Consider the following 22,345-nt stretch of genomic DNA (forward strand, 5'->3'; position numbering starts at 1 on the left):
TGATTTACCAGTAAATATTTCTCTTTAATACTTGATCAGCTTCATCAGCTGTTCAGGTGCCTCCGAATCTTCCTGCACGAAATTAACGTTCAAATAAGGGTCCGGCTGATCAGTATCCACTAAAATGCGATCCGCTTCAGGATAATGTTTTCTGACATAAGTCGCCAGTTGTCTAAGTGCGCTTTCTCGCACTTCATCATCAGCAGGCTGAAACTCTTCAATACGAACAGCCTTGCCGTCCACTGACAGCTTAATCTGTCCTACATTAGTGCCGTCCTTATCAAGTAGAACAGTATCATCCTGCTTGATCAGACGCAATTTAGAAACATATTGACCTGATAAATCAAGATAGTATAGACGCTCTTTACCGATGGGTCCCTCAGGATTTGTTGCTAAGTGCAGGAAGCCTGCGCGTTCATATAAATTCCATGCTGCCTGGTTCTCTGCATCAACCACTAAATAAAGATGTTCAAAGTCAGGGAAAACCTGCTGTACATAATCAGGAATATTCATCATGATTTCAGTACCGTAACCATGTCCCTGATATTTAGAGTTGATAGATAAGCTTCTGACATAGACCGCATTAATCGGCGTTTCATATCCTTCATGCTGATAATACTGATGAAGAACAAAGAAGCCTACTACTTGATCTTCTTTATTTAAAACGACGCATGGACGTCTATTGTGATCCATCAGTCCTTCCTCCAGCACTTGAATCGGCAGAGAAGAATAAATCATCTGACGCTCTTCCAGCTCGAATGCTTCTAACTGCTCTCTGTAATCTGCGCTATACTGCACGATATTAATCTGTGATCCATTGAATTCCATAATCCACAACCTCCAGCGTTATTCACCTTTTTTTTAGATTATACCCCTTTTTCACTGCACTGCATCATACTAAATCATGAACTTAATTTACAAGTCACGCTGCAAGTTGTATCATGGTAACCAAAAAAGAAGAGGTTTTAAAATGAAATTCGGTATAGATGCTGGTGGGACACTGATTAAAATTGTTAAAGAAGAGAACGGCGAGCGTACTTTTTCGAAGTATTTATCTACAGAAGTCGAGACAGTTGCAGAGTTGCTGCAACAATATCCGGATGCTGAAGTCGCATTGACAGGCGGAAAAGCGACTTATCTCCAGAGCCTTATTCCACAAGATGCTTTTCAGAGCATTGAATTTGATGCCACATTTAAAGGTATTCAGACGTTTCTTGAACAGCTGAATCATCCTCTTGAAAATTATATTTTCACCAATGTCGGAACAGGCACTTCTATTCACCACGTTAAAGGAGAAGTGCAGGAGCGCGCGGGTGGTACTGGTGCTGGCGGTGGTATGATTCAAGGGCTTGGCTACCTGTTGACCGGGGAAGCAGATTACGAGACTTTGACTGCACTGGCCGCAAAAGGTGACCGTGATGACATCGACCTCAAAGTTAAACATATCTATAAAGGTGATAAGACCCCTATTCCGGGTGAACTGACAGCGGCAAACTTCGGCCGTGTGCTGCATACAAAAGATACGGTCCAGTACACTGATGCTGATAAACTGGCAGCTGCTATCGGTGCCGTCGGTGAAACCGTGACGACTGTTTCCATCCATGCCGCAAGAGAATTCGGCGCTGAGTACGTCGTTTACATCGGTTCATCGTTCCTAAGCAATGAACTGCTGAAAAAAGTTGTTATGAACTATACGGTACTGCGCGGCTTTAAACCTTATTTCATCGAGAACGGCGAATATTCAGGTGCACTCGGCACTTTAAAATTAATGGAAGAAAAATAAGACAGGCCGCTGAGTCAGCGGTCTGTCTTATTTTTATCGGTTGAATTCTACAAAAGCCTGGTCATGCTTTTCTACATCTTGTTTTTCGCCATGCCAGATGCCAACAAATCTTGAAGGTACAGTCTGTCCCTCAAAATAATCACCATCGTAATAAGCAAGCGGGAACAGTCGTCCTGCCTTTACTTCTTCTAAAATCCGGGCGTAGAAATCCTCATTTGTAACTTTCGCGTATGCACCGAAGAATTTCTCATAATCGCCTTCCAACAATTCGTCCATAATCAGCATAGAGGTCGAACCATTCTGTCTGAAGTTCAGATCAATCGCATAGACAGCACCTTTATCATCGACGAGGAGATCAAATCCTGCAATACCACGATAGCCTTCAGCGACGCCGTTCTCCATGATCTCACGGCCAGCCGCAATCACTTGTTCAGGTACATGATGAGCTGTTGTGTTGCCGCGGTACTTGCCATATTCATTCGTATCCTGAATTGAAGCACCGATATACTGAAGCCCTGTTGCATCACTATAGGCGTACTGCACACAATAGTTCTGTTCTGTCTTGATGTAATCTTCAATGATGAAGTCTGAATCTGTTTCTGCTTCCTGAATACGGCTGAGTGCTTTCTCACGATCCTGGTCGTTATAGCAGATCATTACGCCATAACCACCTGCAGTCGGATGGTCATCACCCGGCTTGATGACGTATGGATACTGCCAAGTTTCGAGTGTTTCTTCAAGCTTGCTGACAGGTACCACGTCGCGTTTTGGCAGGAATTTGCCTTTCGTCCAGTCTGACAGCTTCATTTTATTATTAAGCGCTACAAATAAATCTTTATTCACATAGTACGTAGACGGTTTCACGTAGTCCTCATTATGTGTATATTGGAAGAAAATCTTCTCTCCCGCTTCTTCTGCTTCTCTCAACCGCTGATGATAACTATCCGCATCTTTAAACGTACGATAATTGGACGGCAGTTCAATACCTGCTGCTTCCAATAACGTTTTCGTCTTTTCTCCAACCGTTGCTTCATGAAGAATCACCGGTATATCCGCTATCAGTAATTCCCTTGCCGTCAGCATATTGGCCTGATGTTCTTCCGTTGTCAGCCAAGGATTTTTTTCGTATGAAGGACGAGATGTAAATACAACATGATTGCCATAAAGCTGATGCATAGTCAGCGGGCGTTTAGATAAAAAGTTATTCATTCGTTACTCCTTATGTAGTTGCTTGATTTGATTTAAAACTTCAGGTTTAGTAATCAGTTCAACAGCCATTGTCGCCATAATACGTGCACCTTGCAGAAGGGCATGGTCGCCTCCCGGGCTTGCCGCTGCTTCTCTGAATGCCGGTGTATGACCGACAAGAGTTGAAGGTCCCATTTTCAAATGAGGATGAATGGTAGGAATGACATGACTCACATTACCCGTATCAGTCGAACCGAAACCAAAATCATCATGCTCAATAGGTTCATTATGCTTCTTCGCATGGCGTTCAAATAAATCATCCAGACGGTCGTTCACAATGAATTCGTCCACTCCATTCTGAATGCGATTCAGTTTGGCAGTTCCACCGGCCATACGAGCAGCACCGTGCGCAATCTCTTCTACTCTGTCAGTCAAACCATTGAGCTGCTCACGTGTCAATGCCCGTGTATAGAGACGTGCTTTCGTATAGTCCGGGATAATATTTGCACTTGCACCCCCGTCCAGAATAACACCATGGACTTTATCACGCGGTTTGATATGCTGTCTCAGCTGTGCAATACCGTTGAAAAAGCTGATCATCATATCCAGTGCATTAATGCCGTTGAACGCACTTTCAGAGGCATGTGCGCTCTTGCCGAAGAACTCCACCTCAAAGACATCAACTGCTAGTGTCGGTACTGTGCGATATGATTCATGGCCAGGGTGAACCATCAGGGCCACATCACTATCATCAAAGAGACCTTCCTTAACATAACTTGCTTTCGCGCTACCATTGACTCCGCCTTCTTCAGCAGGTGAACCAAACACTTTGATAGTACCGCCTATATCGTCAATCACTGTCTTCAGACTGAGGGCAGCGAGCACACTGCTTGTACCGATAATATTATGTCCACATGCATGCCCGAGTTCAGGGAGTGCATCGTATTCTGCGAGAAAAGCGATAGTAGGACCTGGTTTAGAACTGGCATAAGTCGCAATGAAGCCGGTCGCATGACCTGCGATATCCCGCTCAAGGTGAAACTCGTTATCCTCAAGAAGCTTTGATAACTCCGCTGACGCGAAGAACTCTTCGTTGCCCAGTTCAGGTCTTGCATGTATCGCATGACTCAGCTCAATTATACTTTCTTTATGTTGATTAATATATTCTAAAATGCGGTTTTCATATTGTTCCATAAAAAAGCTCCTTTATTTCCGTACACTTAACAAAAGAGACATTCCAAGATAAGGAATGTCTCTGCAATCTTATCTGTCAGCTATGCTGTAGGACTTAGCACCTTGCCAAACGGTAGGTTGCTGGATGTCATCGGGCCTATCCCTCGATCCTTCTTGATAAGTATGGAATTATTTAATGATTACTATATAGTTTTCTGATTGTTTCGTCAATCATTTAGTTCTCGAGGCAGCCTAATCTGGAATTTTGTACCTGCTATTGAACTATGGACACTGATCTGCCCGTTATGGTTTTCGACAATCTGTTTAGCGACTGCCAGACCTAAACCAGAACCTTCATTATTGGCTGTCGTATTCGTCCCGCGGTAATAGCGATTGAATATATAGGGTATCTCTTCCTGCGGGATGCCTTTGCCATTGTCGCCGATCTCAATGACAATATCATTACCATCAGCAAATGAATTGATCCAGACTTCAATATCATCATTATAGACAAAAGCATTAGAGACGATATTCATCAGTACCCGATTCATGCGTTCTTTATCAAGCTTAACATTCTGATTGAGCTGATTGACGGCATGCAGATTCGGATGATTGAACGAGTCAATAAACTGCTGAATATATTCGCCGACATTGACCGTCTGTTTATTAAATTCAAAATGATCATTCTTCAGCTGGTAAGTCATATTTAAATCTTTTAACAGTGAATCGATATAAAGGGCTTTGTCTTCAATGATTTCAGCAAACTTCTGACGGTCTTCGCAACTGATGTCAAGATCGCTGTTTAAGAGTTTGCTATAGCCATAAATGGAACTGAGCGGCGTCTTAAAGTCATGAGTGATACCTGATACCCATTCATCACGCAGCGTTGCAACACGGTTCTGATAAGTCCGGTCGTTATCCAGCTTCTCTGTCAATTCACGGATGGATTCATCTACAGAGGTGTACATCCGGTACTTTCTGCGCATGCGGTCCCTTCTGTAGATATGCTTATTGTCAGGGACGCGGTAGATGCCTCTGCTCAACTGACTCAGCCAGTCAACAAAATGGATAAGAGGTCGTGCAAAGTTGCGGCTCACATAATAAGCGAGTGCCAGTATCAGCCCGAAAATAAGTGAAGAATAAATAAGATACCAGAGCAGGAAGTTTAAAGCAAAGGCCATATAATCTTTATCCATAAAAATACCGTTCTCTGCTAAAATAATTCTTTTGTCCCGAGCATTCTGATTTTCTGCTACAAATAAATAGTAATCATCATCATGCATCGTTTCCTGCAGCACATACTTATTGAAGTTATCATTATTGAGATCCTTGAACCAGTTCTCTTCGACGTCTTTAGTGTTAAAGCTGCCGTAGAGTTTAATCAGTTTATCTTTTTCCATATTCTGCTTAAAAAGCGACAGATTATGTTCATCCATGTAGCGATGAAGTGCCACGGTCTCTTCTAAATCAAATAATTCAGCGGCTTTAACCAGCGGCTGGCGGTTGATCAGCACCGCCTGGTATTGTTCGGTCAGTGACCATGTCGTGACTCCCTGCAGATAATACCAGCTGAGTGTATGGATTTTTTCATGATTATTGAAGGATTTGATGATATCACCGTGACTATTACGTATGAGAAGCATGCCATCCTGGTCTTTCAGTGCCTGTGAGAGTTCTTGCTGAATCGTAATATTTTTTTCATTGCTGATGTCGATAAGACTCTGTATCGTATCTGTAGACTGCGCCTGCAGTGTTCCGCTTGTCATGTTACTCGATGAACGAACGATAAAAAAAACAATCAATAAAAGAAGAAGTAAATTGATCAACACATAGAATAATGAAAAATAGCCGATAAATTTCCAGGTGAATTTGCGCGCCGTTGTCTTCAATTGTGTTCCACTTTCAAGATGTAACCGACACTTCTGACTGTGAGAAGTCTGACAGGGTCACTCGGTACTTCTTCAATTTTTTCTCGTAGTTTCCTGATATGTACCATCACTGTATTCTCATCGATGAACTGGTTATCCCAGACTGCCTCGTAAATCTCTTCTTTTGTCAGCACTTTATTCTGATTTTCAAATAAATACTGCATGAGAAGATATTGTTTCCCCGACAGATGATAGACTTTATCTTTAACTGTCAGCTCAGCGGTACGCTCATCAAAAAAGAAATCAATAGGCTGCTTCGCCCTCAAGTAACGATCAATATTCGCCTTCACTCTTGCAGCGAGAATCAGCGGATTAAATGGTTTGGTGATATAATCATCTGCCCCTGTTGCAAAGCCGGTGAGTTTATCTTCGTCTGTTACATTCGCTGAAACATATAAAATGGGTGCATCTGACTGACGACGAATACGTTCAGCCAGGTCATAACCTTTACCGTCCGGCAGATTGATGTCCAGTATATAAGCATCGTAATGCAGAGACTGCTTGCAGGCATCCTGAAACGTATGGACGAGATCAATAGTCTCATAACCTTCCCGCTGCAGAATAAACTTAATCATCTCAGCAATTTCTACTTCATCTTCTACGATTAACACACTGACCATCAAACCACCCCTTTACGTCTTTATAGCATGTAAGCGTCTACTCTTCAAGGCTTACTTGAAAGTTTAAGAAAACTTTAAGATACTGGATGCTGCAAGTTATACCAGTCCATTGCTTTTATTTCCATTACCTGCACAAAAATATTCTTGCCGTTGATATAGGATTCGATATCAGATGGATATAATTTTGCGAGTTCTAATTTTAAATGCCCATATCGCTCCGCCTCGCCACTAAACGTTCTAAGATAATCTCTGAAAACAAGATGACGTGTAATATTCATATCTCCTTCTGCATAGACATGAAGATGATGCGTACGCATATCTCCGCCTTTCTGAAAATAGCGTCGCCCCTTGATCCCATTCTCACCCTTTGGCTCATATCCGATTTCCATTAAGCTGTCATTTACATCATCTACCTGCACAATGTCTTTGACGACAATCATGATATCCAAGACTGGTTTGGCCGCCAGTCCAGGAACTGCTGTTGAGCCGATATGATGAATCGAGACCAGCAGCTCTTTGAAGATCGCTTCCATCTTCTTTTTTTCTTCTAAATATAAATGCTGCCAGATACTATCATAAGGCATCACTTCTACTTTTCTCATCTTTCATTCCCCTCTCCCTCTGCTCACGCTTATTCAACTTTTAGTTATTATAATATTTTGTTCGGCTTTTCACAAAGCATTTCATTGTAATCATTGGGACTTCATGTTAATATTAATCCCGACTTAATTGATAGGTTTAATACACTTTAGGAGTGAACTGAATGTCACCAGCTTTTATGGATATTTTCGAACAATGGGCGGACAAGTACGATAATGCAGTCGATGGCAACGACCCTGAATATAAAGATGTATTTGCGAACTATCCTTTCATGTTGAATGAAGCGGCCAAACAGGCAAAAGGTAAAACAATTGAATTCGGACCAGGTACGGGCAATTTAACTTTACTGCTGCTCGCTAAAGAACTGGACGTTACAGCTGTAGAGCCAAGCGAAGAGATGGCAGCAATCGGTCAGGAAAAAACAGGTCTGACATTTGAACAGGGTGATTTCCTTAATTACAATGCGCAGCAGGCAGATACGATTATCAGCTCTTTCGCATTTCACCACCTGACGGACGAAGAAAAAGAAACAGCTATTAAAAATTATGCTGAGACATTGAATGGCAACGGTCAGATCATTATATTGGATACTGTATTCAACAGTCCGGAAGAAAAAGAGGATATGATTCGTTATTATTCAGATCTCGGATTTGATAATCTTGTCGCAGACTTAAACCGTGAATATTATCCATTTAAAGATGTTATGAAAAATATCGCGAAAAGACAGGGCTTCAGTTATTCAGCAACTCAGCTTAATAAGTTTGCACATCTGCAAGTCCTAAAAAAGAAGAGCTATAAGAAACCTGCTGATTTAATCGGACAGACCCCCCTCGTAGAACTGACAAAGTTCCAGTTACCGCAGGGCGTTCGTCTATTCGCCAAACTCGAAATGCATAATTTAGGCGGCTCCGTTAAAGATCGTCTCGGTCAGAACATCATTGAGTCTGCTGTGCGACGCGGCGAAGCAACAAATGAAGTCGTCGAAGCGACAGCCGGCAATACAGGCATCGGTCTCGCACTTGCCTGCCAGCAGCACGGCTTAACACTGAAAGTCTTTGTGCCCGAAAAATTCAGCGTCGAGAAACAGGAAATCATGCGTGCACTTGGGGCAGATATCGTGCATACAGATTCTTCCCTTGGTATGGTAGAAGCAAGAAGACAAGCGAAAGAATATGCTGAAAAGACAGGCGCTTACTACGCCAATCAGTTCGAAACAGAAGATAATCCTGCGAGTTACGCGGGGCTGTACGAAGAACTGATCGATGAACTCGGCACTATCGAAATGATGGTTGCAGGCGCAGGCAGTGCGGGCACTTTCACAGGACTCGCTGAACGCCTGAAACCTCATACACGTACAGTGATTGTTGAACCGGAGGGCTCTATTTTAAACGGCGGACCAAGCGGTGCGCATCGAACTGAAGGCATCGGTGTAGAAGTATGGCCGGATTTCCTGAAGCGTGAGCTGATTGATGCCATTGAAACTATTTCAGACGATGAAGCTTTTCAGATGGTCAAAGACCTCGCACAAAAAGAAGGTTTACTTGTCGGCAGTTCATCTGGGGCTGCCATGGTTGCCGCTCTTAAACAAGCAGAACATATCAAAGGTAACATTGTCGTCATCTTCCCTGACGCAAGTGATCGCTACATTTCACAGCAAATCTTTAAAACTAAAGGAGAATTATAATGCAGAAAAAAACAATGATGATTCACGGCGGTAAAACAGTCGATGAATTTACAGCTTCAGTCAACGCCCCTATCTATCAGACAAGTACTTATAAACAAGATGGTATCGGCAACCTTCGCCAAGGCTATGAGTACTCACGTACAAAAAACCCGACACGTACAGCACTTGAAACGTTAATCGCTGATATCGAACATGGTACCCATGGTTTCGCTTTCGGATCAGGTATGGCAGCTGTTTCTTCTGTTGTCATGTTACTTAATGCAGGCGATCATATCGTCGTCGGTTCAGACGTTTACGGCGGTACATACCGCGTCTTCACAAAAGTATTTGACCGTATCGGCATCGAATCGACGTTCGTTGACACAACGGACGCAGAAGCCGTTAAAGCAGCCATTACAGACAAAACAAAAATGCTGTATATTGAAACACCGACGAACCCACTTCTGAACGTGACTGATATCGCAGAAATGGCAGCAATCGCTAAAGAAAACAACTTAATCTCAGTCGTCGATAATACATTCATGACGCCTTATTTCCAGAATCCACTGGATTTAGGCGCAGACATCGTATTACACTCAGCGACTAAATATATCGGCGGCCATAGTGATGTTGTTGCAGGCTTACTTGCGACTAAAGATGATAAAATTGCAGAAGACTTAGGGTTCATCCAGAACTCTGTAGGCGGCATCTTAGGGCCACAGGACAGCTTTCTCCTCGTCCGCGGTATCAAAACACTTGCGCTGCGTATGGAACAAACTGAAAAAACAACACTGCAGCTCGTTGAATATTTAGTGAACAACGACACAGTGACTAAAGTCTTCCATCCAAGTTTACTCGAAGGCAAACAACTTGAAGCACAGAAACGTCAGGCTACTGGCTTCGGCGGAATGATTTCATTTGATGTCGGCTCTAAAGAACGTGCAGAAGAACTCGTGAAATCACTTAAATACTTCACACTTGCAGAATCACTTGGTGCGGTTGAAAGCCTGATTTCTGTCCCTAGTCAGATGACACATGCTTCTATTCCACGTGAACGTCGTCTGGAACTGGGTATTACAGATGGCTTAGTTCGTATCTCAGTGGGTATTGAAGATAGTGCAGACTTACTTGAAGACTTGCAGAATGGCTTTAAAGCTATTGAATCCATCAAATAAGGAGAGAATCTCATGCAAAAAATGAACGTAGAAAGTTTTAACCTTGATCACACAAAAGTTGTGGCACCTTTTGTCCGTTTAGCAGGCATTAAAGAAGGAAAGAACGGCGATGTCATCCATAAATATGATATCCGCTTCAAACAACCGAATAAAGAACATATGGAAATGCCAGCGCTGCATTCACTGGAGCACTTAATGGCCGAAAATATCCGTAATCATACTGATAAAGTCGTCGATGTATCACCAATGGGCTGTCAGACAGGCTTCTATTTAAGCTTAATCAACCATGACAACTATGATGATGTGCTCGCCATCTTAGAAAAAACATTGAATGACGTGAAAAATGCGACAGAAGTACCTGCCTGCAACGAAGTACAGTGCGGCTGGGCAGCAAGCCACTCTTTAGAAGGCGCACAGCAGTTAGCAGAAGAAATGCTCGCGAAAAAACACGAATGGAAAGTCATTTATCAGGACGACGCAGAATAAATGAAACAGCCTCTGAAAATTCAGAGGCTGTTTTTTATTTATCTACTGAAGTCTGTCCAGTAATGTTAGACCCTTCTATAAAGAATCGCTGGAAAGAGAAGAATAGAACGATGACAGGCAGTAAGACCATCAAAGAGCCTGCCATCATATAGTTCCATTGTGTAGAACTCCGCTCTTTAAAGACCTGCAGACCAATCTGCAAGGTATAGAGATTTTCATCGTTAATATAAAGCAATGGCCCTAAAAAGTCATTCCACACTCCGTTAAACGTGAAGATAGCGACTGTCGCGAGAGCAGGTGTGACAAGCGGCAGTGCAATCTTACGAAAAATATAAAAATGACTCGCACCTTCCATTCTGGCTGCTTCTATATAGGATTTAGGGATGCCCATAAAAAACTGACGCAGCAGAAAAATATTAAATGCACTGCCAAAGAATGCCGGCAGAATAAGCGGATAATACGTATTGAGAAGATGCAATTTGGCGAACAGCACATATTGCGGAATCAATGTCACAAAGCCGGGAATCATCATTGTGCCCAGAACAACTAAAAACCAGAACTTCTTACCTCTAAAATCCAGCTTAGCGAAGCCATATGCAATAAAGGCATTCGCAAATACATTAGCCACTACAGCAATCAGTGTGATGGTTAAGGAGTTAACCGCGTAAGTGGAAAATGGCGCTGCATTCCATGTTTCAATATAGTTCTCAAAATGCCATTCTTTCGGGATAAAAGTGGGCACACCCATGATTTCTTCCATCGATTTAAGTGAAGTCGCTATCATCCACCATATGGGACTTAAGATGACAAGAGAACCTGCAACGAGCAGAATAAAGTTAACCCAGCGCCACATCGGATGGATCTGGTTTCTCATTATTCATCCCCTCCCTCGTAATGCACCCAGCGCGGCGCAATCTTTAAGTTGATGATGGTGATAATCAAGACGATGATAAAAAGAATCCAGCTCATTGCCATCGCATAACCCATATCAAATGCTTTAAAAGCTTTGAGCCACATGTAGAGATTATAAAAGAGCAGTGAGTTACCTGGTGAACCTGCACCATCACTACTCATGACGTATGCCTCCTGGAATATCTGAAAAGCGCCGATTGTACTCGTAATAATATCGAAGAAGATAATCGGTGTAATCATGGGTAATGTAATGTGAAAAAATTTCTGAAACCGGTTCGCGCCATCTATATCAGCTGCTTCATAAAGTGATTTTGAAACGCCCTGCAGGCTCGCTAAATAGAGCAGCATACTGCCGCCGACGCTCCACAGTTTCATAAAGATAAGTGACGGCTTCGTCCAGGCAGGATCTAGCAGCCAGTTAGGTCCATCTATTCCAAAGAAACCAAGGACCGTATTCACTAGACCTGTTGAAGGATCAAGCAGCTGCATCCACAACAGATAAACACCTACCCCTGATAATACAGCAGGCAAGTAATAAATCGTTCTGAAGACACGCATACCCGGTACATCCTGATTTAACATTAAAGACAGTAAAATAGCGCCGATTGTCGTCAGCGGTACAGAGAACAGCACAAAATAGAGCGTGTTCATCATTGACGTATAGAACAGTTCATCTTCCTGAAAAAGTCGCTGATAATTATCAAGGCCGATGAAGTCCATCTGTGAGGTGATATTATAATTCGTGAAACTGGCATACAGAGAAAAAAGAATCGGTCCTAGTGTAAACACTAGGAAACCGAATATCCATGGTGAAATAAAGAAATAGCCAGCCAGATTATCTTTGTACTTCTTTTTCATGGCTACCTCCTATTTTTTGTTTTGCTCTACCAGCTTCTCTAAATCTTCCTGAGCCTTTTTAAGTCCGTCTTCAGGGGATTTCTTGCCTCGCATAATTGCATCTAGCTGTGGATTCACTAAATTAAAGTACTCCGGTGCTGTAACAGGAACTGGCGTCAGAATCGTCTGTTTCATATTATCAACAGCTGCCTGATAAGCCACTTTTTTATTGCCTGACAGATTTTCACCTGCTGCTTGAGCTGCTTTTTCGTTCGCTACTAAATCGAATGTTTCTTCAGCCCATAACTGCTGGTTCTTTTCATTTGTCAGGAACTTAATGAAGTCATAGGCTGCTTCTTTATGTTTAGAGCCCTTAGGTACTTCCGCTACAAATCCGCCGCCCCAGCTTGTAGGTTCTTCGCCTTCTTTAACGGCAGGGAGCGGTGCCACACCGTAATCGATATCTTTCGCAAAATCATCTAACTGTGTTGCAAAGCTTTGGTCCTTAATAATCATACCGACGTTTTCAGTAAAAAACGGATTGCCTTGCTGACTATCGAACTTAGCCTGGAATTTCTGCAGGGTATCTGTACCATATTGATCCTGATATTTTTTCAGCCAGTTCATTGTGTTGATATTTTCCTGTGTATCAATTGATACTTTACCATTCTCATCAATATAGTTCTTATGGTTAGCATTCGTCAGCCAGATGTCAGCACCTATTCCACCGAAGAAAGGATAAAAGCCGATATTTTCATAAGTATTTCCTTTTTTCTTATCCATCAGCTGACCATATTTTTTAATTTCATCCCATGTAGCAGGCGGCTGGTCAGGATTAAGACCCGCTTCTTTCATCATTTTTTTATTATAGAAGAGTACACGTGTATCAGTATTGAACGGAATCCCATAGACTTTGCCTTCATGTTGAGAAGCCTGCCAGAGTTCCTTAGAGAATTTACCTTCCAGCTGATCTTTCTCAGCTAAATCGGTTAAATCTTCCGCCTGATTTTTCAGGCCACGAAGTGCTGTTGAGTTAATATCATTAATCACAACATCTGCTGGGTTACCTGCAGCTACTGCCGCCAGGTTTTTCGTCCAGATATCTCCCCAAGGCAGATAAGTATATTTGACCGTTACTTTATCTTGGGATTTGTTGTAGTCGTCAATTATTTTATTGATGGTCGCTTTACGTGGATCTGAGCCCCAGAATGACCAGAACTTGATTTCTGTCTTGCCGTCAGCTTTTTCAGCATTATTTTTATCACTCGAATCGTTACCCTTTGGTACTAAACCGCCACATCCTGCTAAAATCATTAACAATACTAACATCAAAGCCGCAATTCTCTTCATCAACACAATCCTCCTCATATTTTATTACAGTGTCATTATACCATTTACATGATAGTCACTTGCAAATGTAAACCAAAAAAAACAGCATAAGCTGTTTTTTTAATATCTGATAATATTCGCTGCATTATAAACATCAGGGAAATCATTTAACACGTTGTCTCTATCATCCAAAATTGTCATGTGGATTTTGTCTGATACATCAATCGCTTTGATTTCTTCTGCTGTTGTTTCTGGTTTCGCTTCGAACTGGAAAGTCACTGTGTAATCTGCGCGGTCGCTTCCAGCTGCTACTTGTTCCCCTTTAATGACACTAGTAGATTCCTGGAAAAGAGACTGATATTTCTCAGGTAATATGAGTTTGAAGTAATAATTTGGACGATTGTTGATAAGATAATCGATTAAAACTTGATTGATTCGATAATCCACATTGATTGTTAACGCTATCTCAGCTACATCAAGACGTACATTTTTAACCATAAAGTGCGGCATATAAAATTCATGTCCAATAGTTTTATTGAAAGTAGTCACTTCTTCTGTTCCTTTTTGTTCTGATTTATTTTTTAATAGCGTATATCCGACTGATAAAGCACCAATAGCAAGTCCTGCAATCAGTGGTAAGTTTGATTTCTTTCTTGGTTCATAGTGATAAGGACAACCCATTCTAATTCCTCTTTTCGTTTTTCTTTTACTATACCCCTTTCATCTACATCCATTCATACAATTATTTACAAACTCTTTATATGAGTTTAATAATCAGATGTTATGATTATTTCAATGGAGTTGATGACATGTTCAATCGAAATGAACGTATGATTTTAATGAAAAAATACGGCAAAGATGAAGCGTTAGACCTGTACAATAGATATAAACAAATCATCAGCAGTGCTTTACTTCGTGACTATAAGCAATCTTTAAAACATTATCTTTCCGACGAATCTTTCCCTCTGGATGATGCGATCGCTTTTCTTGATTACTGTTATACCTTTAAAAAGAGCAATTATGATGTCATCGCAGACTGGCTCTATACATTACGTGCCATCCAGATGCAGCTGGAAAAATAAAAAAGTAGAAGCTGAAAAATCAGTCTTCTACTTTTTTTCGTTTATAATTTATCCATTTCTTTGATTAACAACCACTGTAGAGGCAGTCGTCCCCAAAGTGCAGCCGGAGAAAGCTGCTTATCTCCTAAACCTATCTTCTTTATCGCCATATAGACATTAGCCGGGAAGACGGCAACGAGAAACAGTTTGATGATAGCTTTAAATAACGGACCTGGTTTTCTTAGGATCATTCCTAGACCGAAGAAAATTTCCATCACACCTGTCAGATAAACAATCTCCTTTTTTAAAGGAAGCTTCGGCGGCACTATTTTGGTGAATGATGGCTCATGCACAAAATGCAGAACCCCTGCTGTCGTGTAGGCTAATCCATAGACTAAGCGTCTAATCATGTAACTCACCCAGATAGCTCTGACCGAACTTCGGCAGATTGACGCCAAAGTTATCAGCAATCGTTGCACCAATTGACGCAAATGTTGAATGTCCTGCTAATTCACGGCCTCTCTTAAACTTCGGACTGTACATCAGGAGCGGCACATACTCACGTGTATGATCAGTTCCTGGTGCTGTCGGGTCATTACCATGATCAGCAGTGATAATCAGTAAATCGTCTTGACGAAGCTCAAGCAGCAGTTCACCCAGTCGCTCATCAAATTCTTTTAGGGCGTTGGCATACCCTTCTTTATCACGGCGATGTCCGAAAAGGGCATCGAAATCGACTAAGTTCAGGAAACTTAACCCTTCAAAGTCTTTGTCAATAACTTTTATCAGCTGATCCATACCATCCATATTGTCTTTTGTACGGATTGCTTCAGTTACACCTTCACCATCATAAATATCATTTATTTTGCCGATAGCGATAACATCTTTACCGGCATCTTTCAGTTCATTCATTACTGTACGATTAAATGGTTTAAGGGCATAGTCATGACGGTTAGAAGTCCGAGTGAAGTTGCCCGGCTCACCGACATAAGGACGTGCGATAATGCGGCCAATCAAGTATTTAGGATCTTTCGTGAGTTCGCGTACTTTCTCACAAATATCATACAATTCTTCAAGCGGAATAATTTCTTCATGTGCTGCAATCTGCAGGACCGGATCAGCTGAAGTATAGACGATTAAATCGCCCGTCTTCATCTGATGTTCACCGTACTCATCAATAATAGCTGTGCCAGATGCTGGCTTATTCGCTATAACTTTACGGCCTGACAGCTTTTCTATTTCCTGTACCAGTTCATCCGGAAAACCATCTGGATAGACTTTAAAAGGTTGATCGATATTAAGACCCATAATCTCCCAGTGTCCTGTCATGGTATCTTTACCGACAGATGCCTCGCTTAGTTTCGTATAGAAAGCAGCCGGCTCTTCAACAGGTTTGACGACAGGAAGTTCAGCAATATTACCGAGTCCAAGTCTTTCTAAGTTCGGCAGCTCACCTTTAAATCCCTCAAGTGTGTGTGACAGAGTATGACTGCCTGTGTCGCCGAATTGATCCGCGTCGGGTGCTTCTCCGATACCGACAGAATCCATAACGATTAAGTGGATACGTTTAAACATGTGATCCTCTCCTATTCTGTGATGATTGTATGAATCAGCTTCGGTGCTTCAGCCTGTTCAGCAATCTCTATATTCGCATAGATTTTCTCTTTGACGTCTTCAACATCCTCGCGGTTTGAGTAAATAGTCACGAGTGATTCGCCTTCTTCTGCTTTGTCGCCGACTTTTTTACGGAGCATCAGACCGACTGCAAGATCAATCGTATCTTCTTTAGTCGCACGGCCTGCTCCAAGAAGCATGGAAGCAATACCGATTTCATCGGCTACCATTCTGCTGACAACGCCAGATTGTTTCGCTGGCACCTCGATTTCATATGCAGCTTGTGGCAGTAATGACACGTCATCAACTACATCGCCATTGCCCCCCTGGTTTTCCAGGAAGGTACGGAACTTCTCAAGTGCCTTACCGTTATCGAGGACTTCCTGCAGTTTACCACGCGCTTCATCAAGTGTCTCTGCACCGCCACCTAAAACGACCATCTGGCTGCCTAGTGTCAGCACAAGTTCATTTAAATCTTCAGGGCCTTCACCTTTCAATGTTTCGATGGCTTCCTTCACTTCAAGTGCATTACCAATCGCATAGCCGAGCGGCTGACTCATATCAGAAATAATCGCCATCGTACGACGACCGACGTTATTACCAATCTTAACCATTGCGTGTGCGAGCTGCTCTGCATCTTCATCTGTCTTCATAAAAGCACCCGCACCTTTCTTAACATCGAGGACAATGGCATCAGAGCCTGCAGCTATCTTCTTACTCATGATGCTTGACGCAATAAGTGGAATGCTGTTGACTGTCCCTGTTACATCTCGCAGTGCATACAGTTTTTTATCAGCTGGTGTCAGATTCCCTGTCTGACCGATGACCGCAATCTTGTCTTCATTGACCAGACGTACGAATTCCTCGTCAGAGATTTCAACATGGAAACCTTCGACCGCTTCCAGCTTATCAATTGTCCCGCCTGTGTGACCAAGTCCACGGCCGCTCATCTTCGCAACAGGAATATCCAGTGCTGCGACTAATGGTGCGAGGACAAGTGTTGTTGTATCACCGACCCCGCCTGTCGAGTGCTTATCGACTTTAATGCCATCAATATCACTTAAGTCGATCTGGTCGCCACTTTCGACCATCGCCATTGTTAAATCTGCGCGTTCCTGGTCATCCATGTCCTGGAAGTAAATCGCCATCGCAAGACTGGATGCCTGATAATCAGGCACATCACCTGCTGTATAACCTTTGATGAAGAAGTTGATCTCTTCTGTCGTTAACTTGCCGCCATCTCGTTTTTTCGCAATAACATCAACCATTCTCATGGCTAAATCCCCCTTTTAGTAGTCTTGATCTGATTGCTGTCCGTTCAGAATTTCTACTCCTGCACTTGCGCCGATACGTGTTGCCCCTGCTTCGATCATGCCGTTCACATCTTCTAAAGAACGTACGCCACCAGAAGCTTTAACACCCATATCAGGCCCTACAGTTTCTCGCATTAACTTCACATCTTCAATTGTCGCACCACCTGTTGAGAATCCTGTCGAAGTTTTGACAAATGTTGCGCCTGCTTTTTTCGCAAGTTTAGACGCACGACGTTTTTCATCTTCAGTTAATAGACTTGTTTCAATGATGACTTTAGTTGTCACTCCTGCTGCAGCGTCCACTACAGCTTTGATGTCTTCATAGACTAAATCGTCGTTGCCGTCTTTCAGCGCGCCGATGTTGATGACCATATCGACTTCTCCTGCACCATTCTGGATAGCATCTTTCGTCTCAAATGCTTTAACTGCTGATGTTGTAGCGCCTAAAGGAAAACCGATAACGGTACAGACTAAGACATCCGTTCCTTTCAACTGTTCAGCACAATGTTTAACATGTGTGGGGTTGACGCACACACTCATAAAGTTATATTCCTTTGCTTCTGCGACAATCTTATTGATTTGTTCTGTCGTTGCATCCGCCTTCAGTAAAGTGTGATCGATGTATTTCGCTAATTCCATGTTAAATTCCTCCTATATATTGGTTAGTTTTATTATAGCATTACGTCAGATTTAAACAAAAAAAGCACACGGCTGAGCCGTGTGCAATCTAATATTAGCCTAAATAAGATTTAAACATCCAGTTATGTTTTTCAAGATCCGTAATCATGCCAAGGAACATATCCGCCGTCATTTCGTCTCCAGCTGCTTCTGCTGTTTCCTGACCTTCTTTAAGTTGTGCAATAACCTTATCGAAGTCTTTAGATAAATCAGCAACCATATCTTCAGCTGATAAATCTTTTTTCGCTTCTTTGACAACAGATAAGTCCAGTGATTCTTTTAAAGTAGCAACAGGATTGCCGCCAATCGCTAATATACGTTCTGCCAGCTCATCGATATAAGTACCCGCCTGTGTATAAAGTTCTTCAAACTTTGTGTGGAGCGCAAAGAAAGTAGGCCCTTTTACATACCAGTGATAGTTATGAATTTTAGTATAAAGTACTGTCCAGTCAGCCACTTGCTGATTCAATGCCGCAACTACTTTATTATCTTGTGTCTGTGCTTTTTTAGCTTTAGCCATTTTAATCATCCTCCCTATTTATCGTTATAATGACTTTACCCGTTTTTATTGGGTATAATACATAAAAAAAGGAGTATTCTATGACAAGAAAATATCTTTTTCCCATCATCTGCGTCATACTGGCAGCCCTTCTTATTTTCACGATGAGCTTCTGGAAAATCCCTGCTAATGATGCTCTGCATTCTGATGCATTTGTCATCACACTTATTATCATTGCAGTTATAGCCGGGATTATCGGTTATGTTTATAGTGCTGCTGCCTATAAGGTGGATAATGATCCGGCACTTGAACACTATGAGCAGGACCGTCAATCATTCAAAAAGTTCTCACTGATGAACATTGCCATGATTATCTCTTTCTATGTGGCGCTTGCCTCTCTTCTGATGGTTGCACTCAATCAAGTGCCCTTATGGCTAAACATCGTCAGTGTTATTGTATTTCTTCTCATTATCTTCCTGCGCTACTATGGTTATGGCATGATTAATAAACTTTATCCAGAGCGCGAGCTGCCGAACAACTTCGACAGTGAATTTGATGATAAATTGATTGAAACATTAAATAAGGAAGAAATGATTGTTATTTTTACGGGTCTTTATAACGCATTCAAACTGACGAATATCCTGCTGCCTGCTTCTATGCTGTTGATCACGCTCTACGGCCTGGAAACCGGACAGCCACAACACTTCGCTTTAATCATTATTGTGCTGTGTGCAGTTGCTATCAACATCATCTATCAGCTGACAGTTCGTAAAATGATATAAAGAAGGGGCTCAATATGAGCCCCTTCTTTATTTGAGATTTTCTTTATATACATCAGAAATTTGCTGTTTTTTATTCTCATCAGCAAGGAAGTACCAGAGACCATCGTCCTTTATCTTTCCAGTGCCTTCTAGCTGATATTTTTCCACATTGTCCAGTGTCTTAGAATAGCCTGACTGCAATGAAGTTAAATCAGAGAATGTCATATCGGTAATAACGTTTTTCGATGTAGCTTTTAAGATGCCATCAAATTTAGTTACAGATTCCGCTGATAACAGTTTATGTGCTAATCCCTGGATGACAATCTGCTGACGTTCTTGACGCCCGAAATCATCCCCAGCACCCTCTTCTTTACGGCTTCTGATAAAGACGAGTGCTTTTTTACCGTCTAAATGCACTTTCTGACCTTTAACAAAGCTTTCTCCCTGTGCAGTAAAAGTTGCGTTGCTGACAACATCCACTCCACCAACTGTATCAATTAGTTCCTGCATACCGTCCATATTGATTGCTGCATAGTAGTCAATCGGTACGTTCATTAATTTTTCGACGGAATTCACTGCCATTTTCGCACCACCATAGGCATAAGCATGGGCGATTTTCTCTCTTGAGTTATGTCCCACTATCTCGCTATATGTATCACGGGGGATGGAAATCATAACCGTCTTTTTATTATTCGGATTAATACTGAGAAGAAGGATGGTATCTGTACGGCCATGGTCTCCTTCTGATAAACGTTTTGCGTTTGCATCTACACCAAACAAAGCGACAGAAATGGCATCTTTATTCTTGACATCGACCCCTTTGTCTCTTAAATCAGATTTCTCACGCCCTGCTATCGGAGAATGAATTGAATCTGCAGTCCCTTTTACTTTAAAATACGCGTAACCCAGTATACCTCCTATCACTAACAGAATAATCAAAGCTATCGTGACTAACCAGCTGAAACATCCTTTTTTCTTCATTTTTCCACCTCTTCTAATTTCCACAACTCTTCTCACTTATACTTTATCATAATACAATGAAAATAAAATGAAAATCTATAGAATGGGTATAGATATCAAAAAGGAGTGGATACGATGGAACATATGACTTCAGATGAAATCGCTCATTTAACACAGGTAGCGTCTGTCACAAAAAAAGAGGACTGTCCTCATGAGCAAGTAGTCGACCAACAAGGTATTTACATTTGCCTGGACTGTGGAATGGAATCGCGAGACTTAAAAGACTTCAAATAAAAAAGATACGGCGAACCGTATCTATCCTAAAGATTTTTCACTATAGTAAACTTTTTCTGCATCTGTCATCTTCACTATTTTAAATCCGATAAACCCGAAGAAAATCGAAATAAATGGAATGACATAATTCAACACTGTGTACGGTCCATACTCATAAGCATGGACACCTAATGTTGCGAGTATAAAGACCCCGCAGGTATTCCAAGGGATAAAGACACTTGTCAGCGTCCCACCATCTTCCAGCGCACGGGACAAGTTTTTAGGATGCAGCCCTCTGTCAATATAAGCTTTAATATACATTCGGCTGGGCACTACAATACTGATGTATTGTTCTGAACATGTCGCATTTGTCGCAAAACAGCTTGCAACTGTAGCTGCGACTAAACTGCCGGTATTCCGAGCGAACCTAAGAATAATATTGATGATCGCTGTCAGCATGCCACTGTATTCCAGAATCCCGCCGAATGTCATGGCCACAATCGTCATCGATATCGTGAAGAACATCGATTCAAGTCCACCTTTATTGAATAACTCAGTTAAGAATTTATCTTTTGAATCAATGACGTATCCAGACTGCAAAGTCGTAGCCGCCTGCAAGATCGAATCTCCTTGAACAAAAATCTGCGCACCAAATCCTAACAGTATCCCTACTACTAAAGCAGGCACAGCCGGAACTTTGACTGCGACTAAAATAATAACAATCACTGGAATCAGTAACAGCCACGGTGATAAGACAAACTGATTTTCCATCCCTGTATTGATTGAATTAATTTTATCCATATCCAGATGAGCACCGCTGAACTGTCGTCCAATAAAGAAATAGGCAATCAGCGCGATAATCAGTCCTGGAATCGTTGTATAAAACATATGCTTGATATGATCAAATAAATCCGTACCCGTCAGACCTGCTGCAAGGTTTGTTGTATCAGATAACGGGCTCATTTTATCCCCAAAATAAGAACCCGAAATAACAGCACCAGCAATCATGCCTGCCGGAATATCCATACTGAGTCCGATTCCCATACCTGCAACACCAACTGTTGCCATCGTTGACCAAGATGATCCGATAGCTAGAGCGACGATACCGCAGATAATACAGATGGTCACCAGAAACATAGAAGGCGTAATAATCTTAAGACCATAATAAATCATTGTTGCAACAACGCCGCCGCCAATCCAGGCGCCAATAACCAAACCGACCAAAATAATGATGATAATTGCCGGAAGTGCCAGTTTAATCCCCTTATACATCATCTCTTCGACTTCTTCCCAGCTAAAGCCATGATAATAGGCGACAAGCGCCGCAATAGCTGTACCGATCATGAGCGGTATATGCGGTGCAAGTTCCAGGAAATAAACTGCGCCGAACATACTGACGATCATAAAAATAAGCGGAAGTAACGCCCAGCTAATAGTAATTTCTCTTTTTTGCTTGTTCTCCAAATAAAACACCCCTTAATGAAATCGCTTT

Annotated in this window: 24 protein-coding genes, 1 pseudogene and 1 riboswitch; of the genes and pseudogenes, 8 read left to right on the top strand and 17 right to left on the bottom strand. The window is 42.0% G+C overall.

Going from position 1 to position 22,345, the window contains the following annotated elements; all coding sequences use genetic code 11:
- Positions 1 to 24: 24 nt before the first annotated feature.
- Positions 25 to 828, bottom strand: coding sequence for a GNAT family N-acetyltransferase (locus MGG13_RS10045; RefSeq protein ID WP_239034774.1), 804 nt, complete (start codon positions 826 to 828; stop codon positions 25 to 27).
- Positions 829 to 970: 142 nt separating this feature from the next.
- Between MGG13_RS10045 and coaW the strand changes: the two genes are divergently transcribed.
- On the top strand, positions 971 to 1,783 hold the full coding sequence (gene coaW / locus MGG13_RS10050) for a type II pantothenate kinase (RefSeq protein WP_239034775.1): 813 nt from the start codon (positions 971 to 973) through the stop codon (positions 1,781 to 1,783).
- A gap of 33 nt (positions 1,784 to 1,816) precedes the next feature.
- On the opposite strand, the gene ldmS is transcribed toward coaW, so the two are convergent.
- The 5 genes from ldmS to MGG13_RS10075 form a co-directional block, all read right to left on the bottom strand.
- Positions 1,817 to 2,992 (bottom strand): L-aspartate--L-methionine ligase LdmS, encoded by a 1,176-nt coding sequence (ldmS, locus tag MGG13_RS10055; protein ID WP_239034776.1) that lies wholly within the window; start codon positions 2,990 to 2,992, stop codon positions 1,817 to 1,819.
- Between the two features lie 3 nt (positions 2,993 to 2,995).
- The gene (locus tag MGG13_RS10060) at positions 2,996 to 4,165 is read right to left on the bottom strand and encodes a M20 family metallopeptidase (protein ID WP_239034777.1); all 1,170 of its coding nucleotides are present in this window, start codon (positions 4,163 to 4,165) and stop codon (positions 2,996 to 2,998) included.
- A 66-nt stretch (positions 4,166 to 4,231) separates the two neighbouring features.
- A riboswitch (SAM riboswitch) is annotated at positions 4,232 to 4,328 on the bottom strand.
- 43 nt (positions 4,329 to 4,371) lie between these two features.
- Complete coding sequence (locus MGG13_RS10065) at positions 4,372 to 6,033, bottom strand: sensor histidine kinase (RefSeq protein ID WP_239034778.1); 1,662 nt, start codon at positions 6,031 to 6,033, stop codon at positions 4,372 to 4,374.
- Positions 6,030 to 6,692, bottom strand: a complete 663-nt coding sequence (locus tag MGG13_RS10070; RefSeq protein WP_133432116.1) for a response regulator transcription factor — start codon at positions 6,690 to 6,692, stop codon at positions 6,030 to 6,032. The genes MGG13_RS10065 and MGG13_RS10070 overlap by 4 nt, the downstream gene beginning before the upstream one ends.
- Before the next feature lie 74 nt (positions 6,693 to 6,766).
- A complete protein-coding gene (locus MGG13_RS10075) occupies positions 6,767 to 7,294 on the bottom strand; it encodes a GrpB family protein (protein WP_239034779.1) in 528 nt (175 codons plus the stop codon).
- A gap of 269 nt (positions 7,295 to 7,563) precedes the next feature.
- Here MGG13_RS10075 and MGG13_RS10080 point away from each other — a divergent pair.
- The 4 genes and pseudogenes from MGG13_RS10080 to MGG13_RS10095 all read left to right on the top strand — a co-directional run.
- Positions 7,564 to 7,917 (top strand): annotated as a pseudogene (locus MGG13_RS10080) (class I SAM-dependent methyltransferase); the annotation flags it as partial.
- A 144-nt stretch (positions 7,918 to 8,061) separates the two neighbouring features.
- Positions 8,062 to 8,976 (top strand): PLP-dependent cysteine synthase family protein, encoded by a 915-nt coding sequence (locus MGG13_RS10085; RefSeq protein ID WP_239035717.1) that lies wholly within the window; start codon positions 8,062 to 8,064, stop codon positions 8,974 to 8,976.
- Positions 8,976 to 10,130 carry a bifunctional cystathionine gamma-lyase/homocysteine desulfhydrase gene (locus MGG13_RS10090; RefSeq protein WP_239034780.1) on the top strand — a complete coding sequence of 385 codons (1,155 nt, stop codon included), beginning with the start codon at positions 8,976 to 8,978 and terminating at the stop codon, positions 10,128 to 10,130. Before MGG13_RS10085 ends, MGG13_RS10090 begins: the two co-directional genes overlap by 1 nt.
- Positions 10,131 to 10,142: 12 nt before the next feature.
- The gene (locus MGG13_RS10095; protein ID WP_133432114.1) at positions 10,143 to 10,616 is read left to right on the top strand and encodes an S-ribosylhomocysteine lyase; all 474 of its coding nucleotides are present in this window, start codon (positions 10,143 to 10,145) and stop codon (positions 10,614 to 10,616) included.
- 34 nt (positions 10,617 to 10,650) lie between these two features.
- Here the strand turns inward: MGG13_RS10095 and MGG13_RS10100 are convergent, their stop codons facing one another.
- The 4 genes from MGG13_RS10100 to MGG13_RS10115 form a co-directional block, all read right to left on the bottom strand.
- Entirely contained in the window at positions 10,651 to 11,490 is an 840-nt protein-coding gene (locus tag MGG13_RS10100; protein ID WP_239034781.1) for a carbohydrate ABC transporter permease, read from the bottom strand.
- Positions 11,490 to 12,386 (bottom strand): carbohydrate ABC transporter permease, encoded by an 897-nt coding sequence (locus MGG13_RS10105; protein ID WP_239034782.1) that lies wholly within the window; start codon positions 12,384 to 12,386, stop codon positions 11,490 to 11,492. Before MGG13_RS10105 ends, MGG13_RS10100 begins: the two co-directional genes overlap by 1 nt.
- Before the next feature lie 9 nt (positions 12,387 to 12,395).
- Entirely contained in the window at positions 12,396 to 13,715 is a 1,320-nt protein-coding gene (locus tag MGG13_RS10110; RefSeq protein WP_133432111.1) for an ABC transporter substrate-binding protein, read from the bottom strand.
- A gap of 99 nt (positions 13,716 to 13,814) precedes the next feature.
- Positions 13,815 to 14,375 carry a hypothetical protein gene (locus tag MGG13_RS10115; protein ID WP_239034783.1) on the bottom strand — a complete coding sequence of 187 codons (561 nt, stop codon included), beginning with the start codon at positions 14,373 to 14,375 and terminating at the stop codon, positions 13,815 to 13,817.
- 80 nt (positions 14,376 to 14,455) lie between these two features.
- On the opposite strand from MGG13_RS10115, the gene MGG13_RS10120 reads away from it, so the two are divergent.
- Positions 14,456 to 14,776, top strand: coding sequence for a hypothetical protein (locus MGG13_RS10120; protein WP_239034784.1), 321 nt, complete (start codon positions 14,456 to 14,458; stop codon positions 14,774 to 14,776).
- A 41-nt stretch (positions 14,777 to 14,817) separates the two neighbouring features.
- Here the strand turns inward: MGG13_RS10120 and MGG13_RS10125 are convergent, their stop codons facing one another.
- From MGG13_RS10125 to MGG13_RS10145, 5 genes are all read right to left on the bottom strand, one after another.
- Entirely contained in the window at positions 14,818 to 15,165 is a 348-nt protein-coding gene (locus tag MGG13_RS10125) for a DoxX family protein (protein WP_133432108.1), read from the bottom strand.
- Positions 15,158 to 16,330 carry a phosphopentomutase gene (gene deoB, locus MGG13_RS10130; RefSeq protein WP_239034785.1) on the bottom strand — a complete coding sequence of 391 codons (1,173 nt, stop codon included), beginning with the start codon at positions 16,328 to 16,330 and terminating at the stop codon, positions 15,158 to 15,160. Before deoB ends, MGG13_RS10125 begins: the two co-directional genes overlap by 8 nt.
- Before the next feature lie 11 nt (positions 16,331 to 16,341).
- Positions 16,342 to 17,643, bottom strand: coding sequence for a pyrimidine-nucleoside phosphorylase (locus tag MGG13_RS10135; RefSeq protein WP_239034786.1), 1,302 nt, complete (start codon positions 17,641 to 17,643; stop codon positions 16,342 to 16,344).
- A gap of 15 nt (positions 17,644 to 17,658) precedes the next feature.
- A complete protein-coding gene (gene deoC / locus MGG13_RS10140; protein ID WP_239034787.1) occupies positions 17,659 to 18,321 on the bottom strand; it encodes a deoxyribose-phosphate aldolase in 663 nt (220 codons plus the stop codon).
- Positions 18,322 to 18,415: 94 nt separating this feature from the next.
- A complete protein-coding gene (locus MGG13_RS10145) occupies positions 18,416 to 18,880 on the bottom strand; it encodes a Dps family protein (RefSeq protein ID WP_133432104.1) in 465 nt (154 codons plus the stop codon).
- A gap of 80 nt (positions 18,881 to 18,960) precedes the next feature.
- Here MGG13_RS10145 and MGG13_RS10150 point away from each other — a divergent pair, with 80 nt between their 5' ends.
- Positions 18,961 to 19,641, top strand: a complete 681-nt coding sequence (locus MGG13_RS10150; protein ID WP_133432103.1) for a DUF3169 family protein — start codon at positions 18,961 to 18,963, stop codon at positions 19,639 to 19,641.
- 27 nt (positions 19,642 to 19,668) lie between these two features.
- Here MGG13_RS10150 and MGG13_RS10155 read toward each other — a convergent pair whose 3' ends face one another.
- On the bottom strand, positions 19,669 to 20,619 hold the full coding sequence (locus MGG13_RS10155; protein ID WP_420827919.1) for an LCP family glycopolymer transferase: 951 nt from the start codon (positions 20,617 to 20,619) through the stop codon (positions 19,669 to 19,671).
- 96 nt (positions 20,620 to 20,715) lie between these two features.
- Here MGG13_RS10155 and MGG13_RS10160 point away from each other — a divergent pair, with 96 nt between their 5' ends.
- Positions 20,716 to 20,874: a hypothetical protein gene (locus MGG13_RS10160; protein WP_165983119.1), complete on the top strand. Its 159-nt coding sequence runs from the start codon at positions 20,716 to 20,718 to the stop codon at positions 20,872 to 20,874.
- A gap of 21 nt (positions 20,875 to 20,895) precedes the next feature.
- On the opposite strand, the gene nhaC is transcribed toward MGG13_RS10160, so the two are convergent.
- Positions 20,896 to 22,317 carry a Na+/H+ antiporter NhaC gene (gene nhaC, locus MGG13_RS10165; RefSeq protein ID WP_275416080.1) on the bottom strand — a complete coding sequence of 474 codons (1,422 nt, stop codon included), beginning with the start codon at positions 22,315 to 22,317 and terminating at the stop codon, positions 20,896 to 20,898.
- Positions 22,318 to 22,345 lie beyond the last annotated feature (28 nt).

Source organism: Macrococcus brunensis, from assembly GCF_022343725.1.
Lineage (GTDB): Bacteria > Bacillota > Bacilli > Staphylococcales > Staphylococcaceae > Macrococcus > Macrococcus brunensis.